This window comes from Verrucomicrobiota bacterium (assembly GCA_039027815.1).
In the GTDB taxonomy this organism is placed as follows: domain Bacteria; phylum Verrucomicrobiota; class Verrucomicrobiia; order Verrucomicrobiales; family JBCCJK01; genus JBCCJK01.
In genome coordinates, this window is record JBCCJK010000067.1 from 1 (window position 1) to 7,800 (window position 7,800).

General features: G+C 57.1%; 8 protein-coding genes. 4 read left to right on the plus strand and 4 right to left on the minus strand.

Going from position 1 to position 7,800, the window contains the following annotated elements:
- Nucleotides 1–127: 127 nt before the first annotated feature.
- The 3 genes from AAF555_12030 to glgA all read right to left on the minus strand — a co-directional run bounded on the left by AAF555_12030 (nucleotide 128) and on the right by glgA (nucleotide 2,809).
- On the minus strand, nucleotides 128–577 hold the full coding sequence (locus AAF555_12030; protein MEM6912293.1) for a hypothetical protein: 450 nt from the start codon (nucleotides 575–577) through the stop codon (nucleotides 128–130).
- A gap of 33 nt (nucleotides 578–610) precedes the next feature.
- Entirely contained in the window at nucleotides 611–1,288 is a 678-nt protein-coding gene (locus AAF555_12035; GenBank protein ID MEM6912294.1) for a GDSL-type esterase/lipase family protein, read from the minus strand.
- 315 nt (nucleotides 1,289–1,603) lie between these two features.
- Nucleotides 1,604–2,809, minus strand: coding sequence for a glycogen synthase (gene glgA, locus AAF555_12040; GenBank protein MEM6912295.1), 1,206 nt, complete (start codon nucleotides 2,807–2,809; stop codon nucleotides 1,604–1,606).
- Nucleotides 2,810–2,895: 86 nt separating this feature from the next.
- Between glgA and AAF555_12045 the strand changes: the two genes are divergently transcribed.
- Genes AAF555_12045 through mgtE form a run of 3 tightly spaced genes read left to right on the plus strand, consistent with a single transcriptional unit; the run spans nucleotide 2,896 to nucleotide 5,699 of the window.
- Nucleotides 2,896–3,681 carry a M48 family metallopeptidase gene (locus AAF555_12045; protein MEM6912296.1) on the plus strand — a complete coding sequence of 262 codons (786 nt, stop codon included), beginning with the start codon at nucleotides 2,896–2,898 and terminating at the stop codon, nucleotides 3,679–3,681.
- Complete coding sequence (locus AAF555_12050; GenBank protein MEM6912297.1) at nucleotides 3,678–4,256, plus strand: 5-formyltetrahydrofolate cyclo-ligase; 579 nt, start codon at nucleotides 3,678–3,680, stop codon at nucleotides 4,254–4,256. Before AAF555_12045 ends, AAF555_12050 begins: the two co-directional genes overlap by 4 nt.
- A 54-nt stretch (nucleotides 4,257–4,310) precedes the next feature.
- Nucleotides 4,311–5,699: a magnesium transporter gene (mgtE, locus tag AAF555_12055; protein ID MEM6912298.1), complete on the plus strand. Its 1,389-nt coding sequence runs from the start codon at nucleotides 4,311–4,313 to the stop codon at nucleotides 5,697–5,699.
- 31 nt (nucleotides 5,700–5,730) lie between these two features.
- Here mgtE and AAF555_12060 read toward each other — a convergent pair whose 3' ends face one another.
- Nucleotides 5,731–7,566, minus strand: coding sequence for a monovalent cation:proton antiporter-2 (CPA2) family protein (locus tag AAF555_12060; protein ID MEM6912299.1), 1,836 nt, complete (start codon nucleotides 7,564–7,566; stop codon nucleotides 5,731–5,733).
- 120 nt (nucleotides 7,567–7,686) lie between these two features.
- Between AAF555_12060 and AAF555_12065 the strand changes: the two genes are divergently transcribed.
- Nucleotides 7,687–7,800, plus strand: a 114-nt coding sequence (locus AAF555_12065; protein MEM6912300.1) for an IS5/IS1182 family transposase, incomplete at its 3' end; no start/stop codon positions are given.

Genomic DNA, 7,800 nt, shown 5'->3' on the forward strand with positions numbered 1-7,800 from the left:
CCTCCGCGTTACACGCTTCTTCCCTTCATACTCGGCTTGCGCAAAACTCAGCTGCTTTTCCATTCCTCTTCTCTACCACCCCCTTCTCCCACTCTCAATCTATCCTCCCACTCAAGAAGGGATTAAATCAGCGTTTCCCTAGGTGTTGGCTATCTCGACTGGTTCGCTCCTTATTTTCAAATTTGGCTACGAGTAGGTGATTCAAGAAGGAGGCTGGATAAATTACCCACAAAATTGGAATAAGAGTGATGCCCCACCAAATCGCTATCACGATTTCGTAAGCATGCTCTCCTGATGGATTCTCTAGATTCATTTTGGCTAAGGTCGCTAAAATTACTCCGTAGAGACCTGCTGAAAGATAGACAGAAACGACAGACCAGAGGACTTTCATTCCATTCTTTTTTCTGTAGACCCATCGAGAGGTGTAGTAGGTAAATAAGCCTACAAGTGGTGCAAAGAGAAGTGCCACAATACGCACGTCCGATACAGCTCCCCAAGTGCTTCTTTCTTGCAGAAGATAAACTGGAAGTAGCCCCCATAGAAGGCCAGATACCATAGAGATTACTTTCGGTTTCATTTCTTGAGCGAACGTCTAAAGTGAGGCGCGGCGTTAGCCGTTGCCTCCACTGCTTTGTTCGGCTTTTTGTTTTTTCGCATCCAGTATCTTCTCTCTCCAAATTGAGTAAGCCCGACTAGAAAGATGAACACCGTCTGTGGTAAATTCTGGAAGAAGAATGCCATTGGGTGCGACTGTCGAATTTAAATCTATCGTCGTCAGGTCCCGAGCCCCTGCTAACCGTATGATTACTTCGTTCGCATCTGAGATCGTCTGTATTCTTTCTTCTCCTGCTGTATATGGAATCTGAGTTACAAACACTTGTTTTCCGGTTTCGAGAGCTCTGTCTAGCAGATTGACGTAGTCGCGCTCAAACTGGTCCAAATCAAAAATTCTCCTGCTTAGAATGTCATTGGTACCAGCGAGGATGAGGAGATTGTCTGGATCGTATTTTTCCGCTCTTCCAATTTGATTCTCGATCTGCCATGTGGTGTAGCCATCTCCGGCAAGATTTATGGCGTCGAAAGGTGCATTCCAGCTTCTGCCTCCGGCTGTAATAGAATCCCCGATATATGCATCGGAGAGCCCATTAATCTTCCCTTTCCAGTTCGTGACCATCTGTATCGCTATAAAGCGAACATATTCACTCTTGGTGAAGACAAACATCACAGGCACCGTGAGTAGAATATATGCTACGGTGATGAATGTCAGAATTCGTTTTGTTTTCTTCATTTCCCTTGCCGAACAGTATTGATTCGCATCACCTCAAGAGGTGATATCCGAGAATCAAATTTCAGTCGAAGCTGCCTTGCAAACCTTGTGATTTCAAGGATTCATTTACGATATCGCGCGTCTATCTGGTAGGCTGGGCGGGGTGATTTTAGGGGTGGGTGTCTTGGCTGATATCAGGCTGCATTCTCAGAAAAAGCACTCTTTCGGACACTTCAATATTCAGGGTTCAAAATCCGGGGAGATTGCCCTATCTTCCTGCCTGCCTTTTTCCGATCACTTCCGCGAAGTCGGAGACGGCGCGGCTCGGGGCAGGGTTTATTTTCCTTGCAGGGATTGGTAGAGCGCAAACGTCTTCTGGGCGATGGCCTGCCAACTGAAAACCTCGATGGCGCGGTGGCGCCCTGCTTCGGCCATGCGGGCGCGCAGTGTCTCATCGCTCAAGCAGGCATTGATTTTTTCGGCCAAGTCTTTCGAGAACTGTTCGGGGTGAAGCGCCTCAAAGGGACTCTCTTTCTCCTGTTCCACCGGCACGAGAAATCCTGTGATCCCATCCAAGACGACTTCCTTGATCCCCCCAACCGCGCTCGCCACGACCGCGGTGCCACAGGCCATGGCTTCCAAGTTGATGATTCCAAAAGGCTCGTAGATAGAGGGACAACAGAAGACCGCTGCGTGGGAGTAGAGGGCAATTTTAGTTCGATTGTCTACCATTTTCTGCAACCAAAAGACCCCGTCCCGCTCCGCTTGGACCGCGGCCACAGCTTGCTTCATTTCTTCGGCGATTTCCGGGGTGTCCGGGGCCCCAGCACAGAGGACCACTTGATACCCAGGGGTCAGGTCTCGGATCGCTCGCACGAGGTGGATGATGCCTTTTTGGCGGGTGATGCGCCCCACAAAGAGGATGTAGGGGTGCTCGGGATCGATGCCAAAACCTTGGATGATTTCGGGCGCTTGGATTGGTTGGTATTCTTGGGGGTCGATCCCGTTGTAGATCACGTGGATCTTCTCGGGATCGACTTCGAAGTGTTCCAAAACATCTTTTTTGGTGCCTTCAGAAACCGCCACGACCGCGTCCGCCATTTCAATGGCCGTCTTTTCCACCCAACGGCTGCAATCATAGCCCCCGCCGAGTTGCTCTCGCTTCCAGGGGCGCAACGGCTCCAACGAATGAGTCGTCAATACCATCGGGATGCCGTAGTTGAGCTTGGCCAGGATGCCTCCAAAATGAGTATACCAGGTGTGGAGGTGCACGACATCCGCATCCACGGCCTTTGTGTTGAACTGAAGACACTGATCGAGCGCGCCAAAGACTGATTGCAAGGCCGCTGGCGCCGTCCAACCTTTCTTGCGTGCTAGGAACCCTTGCACCTGAAATCCGAGCCCCGTTTCCTGCTGCTCGCCAAAGCAGCGCACCTCCACCTGGCACAGCTTGGCCATTTCGCGCGTCAGGTAGTCTACATGCACCCCTGCGCCCCCATAGATGTTCGGCGGAAATTCGTTGGTCAGGTAGAGGGCTTTCATGACTTCATGCTGCCGACAAACCAGCCCCGGTCAAAAGGCCGTTTTGAGGCTGACAATCCAACCCCGACTTTGTATAGCTAAGAATCATGCATCGAATCGTTTCGCTCTTTTTCCCTCTGGCGGCCCTAGCCACACTTCTGGCCTGCACGACTGTCCAAGATACGGGTCGCAAGCAGCTCATCTTGACCCCCGCCTCCCAGGAAAATAAGATGGGAGTGAGCCAGTTCAATAACTACAAGAAGAGCAAACGAGTCTCCAGCAATGCCAGCTACAATGGCCGACTGCGCTCGGTCGCTCGTCGCTTGGAGCCCATTTTTCAAAGGCGGATGCCCGGCTCCCAGTGGGAGTTTGTGGTCTTCGAAGACCAGACGCCCAATGCCTTCGCCTTGCCCGGCGGGAAGGTCGGAATTCATACGGGCATGTTTCAGCTAGTCCAAAACGATGCCCAGTTGGCGGCCGTCATTGGCCATGAGGTCGGCCACGTCGTGGCCCGCCACGGAGGCGAGCGCATGACAAGCCAACTCCTCGGGGCCGCCGCCACCATTCTGACGGGCGTGGCCATGCGAGACGCGGCCGCGACCCAGCGCAACACCACCGTGGCGGCCGTCGGGGCGGCCTCCACCTTGGGCGTTCTCAGGTTTAGTCGTAGTCAAGAACTGGAAGCGGACCAGCTGGGCGCCCTCTACATGGCCCAAGCTGGCTATGATCCTCGCCAATCGATCGAGCTGTGGAAGCGCATGGCCGCCTACCGCCAGCGCGCGGGAGGAGGGAAGAAGGTTCCCGCTTACTTTAGCACCCACCCTTCGGACGAGCAGCGCATCCAGCGTTTGCGAGCCTTCATGCCGGAGGCCATGGCCCAATGGCGAGGGTGAGCCTTCCTCTGAAAGACAGCTTGCGTCGGGACATGGGCGAGCGTCTGCGGGCGCTTTCCGCCCAAGAGCGGGATCGGCAGTCGCGATTGATCGCTTCGGCCCTCGCTCACGAAGTCTCGCTCGACTCTCCTTCCCTGGTGGCCGCTTACCTGCCGCTTCCGAGCGAGCCCGACCCCCGCCACTGGCTCCTCCCCTCCGGAGCCAGCTGGGCGCTTAGCCGGGTGGTCTACCCGGACCAACTCCGTTTTCATGACGTAGGCGCCAGCCTTCCAGATCGACCTCCCGGAGCGCTCGGCGTGGGCGAGGCCGACCCCGATCAGGACCTCGAAGTCCCCGCCGAGGCGCTCACTCTGGTCCTGGTGCCAGGCCTGGCTTTTGATCCCGCCACGGGGCACCGACTGGGTCGGGGGCGCGGTTGCTACGACCGCTTTCTCGCTTCCCTCCCGCCCCACACCCCCAGGGTGGGCTTGGCCTTCGATGTCCAATTGCTTCCGAAAATCCCCCACGAGCCCCACGATGTGCCGCTCGACGCCATCGCCAGCCCTTCCGGCTTGCAGTGGATCCAGCGACAATGAGATTGGCGGCGCTGGAGGGCTTGTGATAGGAAACCGAACTTTCCTTTTCGAGCCATGCCTTCGGAAACGCCGACCGTTCAGCCACCGGATCCAGGGATTCTCCACATCTCTTCCCAGACAGAGGCGGAAAAAATCTTTGTCGATTGGCACCCGGCCGACATCGCAGAGACTTTCGCCGACTTGGAAGAGGTCGAGAAGGATCGCTTCCTCTCCCACCTCGATGAGGAGATGGCGCAGATGCTCATGGGCTATCTCGACGATCATGCCGACGCCGAGATGCTCCTCCACCATTTCCCCGCATCGCAACAGCGGGAGATTCTCGAAAGCATCGGGGACGACGATCGCGTCGATTTCTTACAAAACTCAGACGATGAGTCTCGCGAGCACTTCCTCTCTGTGCTTTCCGGGGATGCCAAGGAGCAAACCGAGAGCCTCCTCCAATTTCCCGAGGACAGCGCCGGCGGGCGCATGACGACGGAGGTGGCCACCATCGGCCCCGAACTGACTGCCTCCGAAGCCTTCGAGGAGCTTCGTTCCATCGCCAAAGAAGCCGAAGTCCTTGCCCGCGTGTATGTGGTGGATGATCGCAATCGCCTCCTCGGTCGACTCCGCCTCCGCGACCTCATCTTCGCTGAGCAGGGCAAGGTCATTTCTGAAATCATGCAATCGGTGCGCTTGACCATCGATCCCCTGGCCGATCAGGAAGAAGCCGCCAAAATGGTTCAGAAGTATGACCTCGTGACCCTCCCCGTGGTCGATGAAAACCGCACCTTCCTGGGCTGCATCACCCACGACGATGCCGTCGACATCTTGGAGCAGGAATCGACCGAAGACATCGAGCAAATGGCCGCCATCTCCCCCGCCCCGGAGGAAGTCACCTACCTGGAAACCAAGATTTGGACGCACCTTCGGCGGCGATTTCCCTGGGTGCTAGGGCTGGCTTTTCTAGCCATCGTTTCGGGTTGGGTCATGATCCAATTTGAAGCGGTCTTGACGGGGCTCTTTCAGCTCGCGCTTTATCTCCCGATGGTGGTCGCGGCCGGCGGCAACACCGGAGGCCAAGCCTCCACCATGGTCATCCGCGCCATGTCGGTGGGCGAACTGGCGCCCTCTGCCTTCGGGCAAGTTTTGTGGAAGGAACTTCGCTTGGGCGTCTTCATGGGCACGGCCCTCGGCCTCTGCATCGCTCTCCAAATCCTCGTTTTCCTGCCCGGGACCCCCCTCCCTGAATCCGTTCCCACCTGGCTTTTCGGCGTGGCGGTGGCCGCGGCGCTCGCCCTGCAAGTCACGACTTCCACCCTCATCGGGGCGGCCCTTCCTTTGGTGGCCAAAGCTTGCAAAATCGACCCCGCAGTGGTCGCCTCCCCTGCCATCACGACCCTGGTGGATGTCTCCGGCCTTGCGATTTACTTCGTCATTGCGAATGCCGTCCTCGGGATTTGAAATTCGGAGGGGAGAAACGCCCTCTGGCTCTTTACAAAAGGCTTTCATCCTCCCGCATGATGGCGGTGATGTCCTGAATCTGTTTGCGCGCCCTATCGATGTAGTCCGCTCGATTGTGCCGGACTTCACTCAAGGAGCGCAGGGCTTCTTCCTCATGGCGTCGAAAGCGGGCGACCACTTTCTTAGCTCGCTCCTCGGAATAACCCAGCATCTCCATGACACCTTGGGCACAATCGAGCGACGAGCCAAGCTGTTCCACATAGATCTGCTCGACGCCTTCCTGCACCAGCCGGTAGGCGTGATCGCGACTGCACGCCCGCGCGAAAATCTTTAGCTGAGGAAAGTGCTTTCGCGCGTTCTCCACCAGTTCCATGCACTTGTCCTCCTTGTTGATGGCGATGATGAGGGCCCGGGCTTTCTCGGCTCCCGCAGCCGCCAAAAGGTCGACCCGCCCCGCATCGCCATAAAAGACCTTGAGGCCGAGATCGCGGAGCAGTTCCACATGATCCGAGTCGAACTCCAAGACCGTCGTCCCAATGCCCTGAGCCCGCAGCAGTCGTCCCACGGGGTGCCCGAAGCGACCAAATCCAGCGATGATGACCGGCTCCTCTTCTTCCATTTCATCGGCCTCCCGCCCTTCTGCCACCTTGGTTCCGAGGTGGGGTTGCAGCACCTTTTCATAGAGAAGAAAAGCCAAGGGGGTCAGAGCCATCGACAGCGCAATCACGGCCACCAAAGGATCCGCCAAGGCCGCTTCCAGGACCCCGTTCTGCTGCGCCAAAGAAAAGAGAACGAACCCAAACTCACCAGCCTGCGCCAAGGAGAACGCTAGGAGCAAGCGCTGGTCATTGCCCATGCGGAGGCCCCCCGAGATCAGAAAGAGAACCCCGAACTTCACCACCATCAGGCCCAAAGTCAGGCCCAAGATCAGGACCGGTTTTTCGGCGATGAGGGGAAAATTGATGCTCGCCCCCACCGTGAGGAAAAACAGGCCCAGCAAGAGGCCTTTGAAAGGCTCGATATCGGATTCCAATTCGTGCCGGTATTCGCTATCAGCCAAGACCACGCCCGCCAGAAAGGTCCCGAGTGCCGGGGAAAGACCCAATTGCACCATGAGAAGAGCAATCGCGACCACCAGGAAGAGCGTGGCGGCGGTGAAGGCTTCTCGCAATTCCGCCTTGGCGATCCAACACAAGGCAAAGCGGGCCAAGAGCCGCCCTCCAAAGAAAATCGTGGCCAGCGCGAGCAAAGTCACAGGCGCTTGCGCCCAACTGGGCGCTAGATCGATCCAAAGCGAAGGGGGACCGTGGTGACCCTGGTCGGCCGCATGAGGGGCCGCCTTCCCGGACCCCACCGCGAGCAAGGGAATGAGGGCCAACATCGGAATGACCGCTATGTCTTGGAAAAGCAAAACGCTGAAGGAGCGTCGCCCGCCCTCGAGCTGCCGCCAGCCCTTCTCATCGAGCGTCTGCAGCACGATGGCGGTCGACGAGAGGGAAAGAAAAAGACCGATGGCCAAGGAAGCCTGCCACCCCAAGCCACAGAGGAGAGCCGTTCCCGCGATGACCAAGGTCGTGAAAAGCAGTTGGAGGCCGCCGGTTCCCAAAATGGGCCCCCGCATTCGCCAGAGCGCCCGAGGCTCCAACTCCAGGCCGATCACGAAGAGCATCATGACGACCCCGAACTCGGCGAAACCCATGACATCCTCGACATCCCCCGTCCATTGCAAGACATGCGGACCGATGAGCGCACCGGCGATCAGATAGCCCAGCACCGAACCCAAGCCGAGGCGCTTGGCGATCGGCACCGTGACCACGGCCGCCCCAAGAAAAAGAAGCGCTTGCAAAAAAAGATCTCCCCCGTGCATGGACCTGATTTAAGGCAGAATGGGGAGGCCGCCAAGCCTCCACTAAGAAACGGTGATTTAATCCCTTCTTGAGTGGGAGGATAGATTGAGAGTTGGAGAAGGGGGTGGTAGAGAAGAGGAATGGAAAAGCAGCTGAGTTTTGCGCAAGCCGAGTATGAAGGGAAGAAGCGTGTAACGCGGAGGGCGAAGTTCCTGGGTGAGATGGAGGAAGTAGTGCCGTGGGAGAGGCTGGTA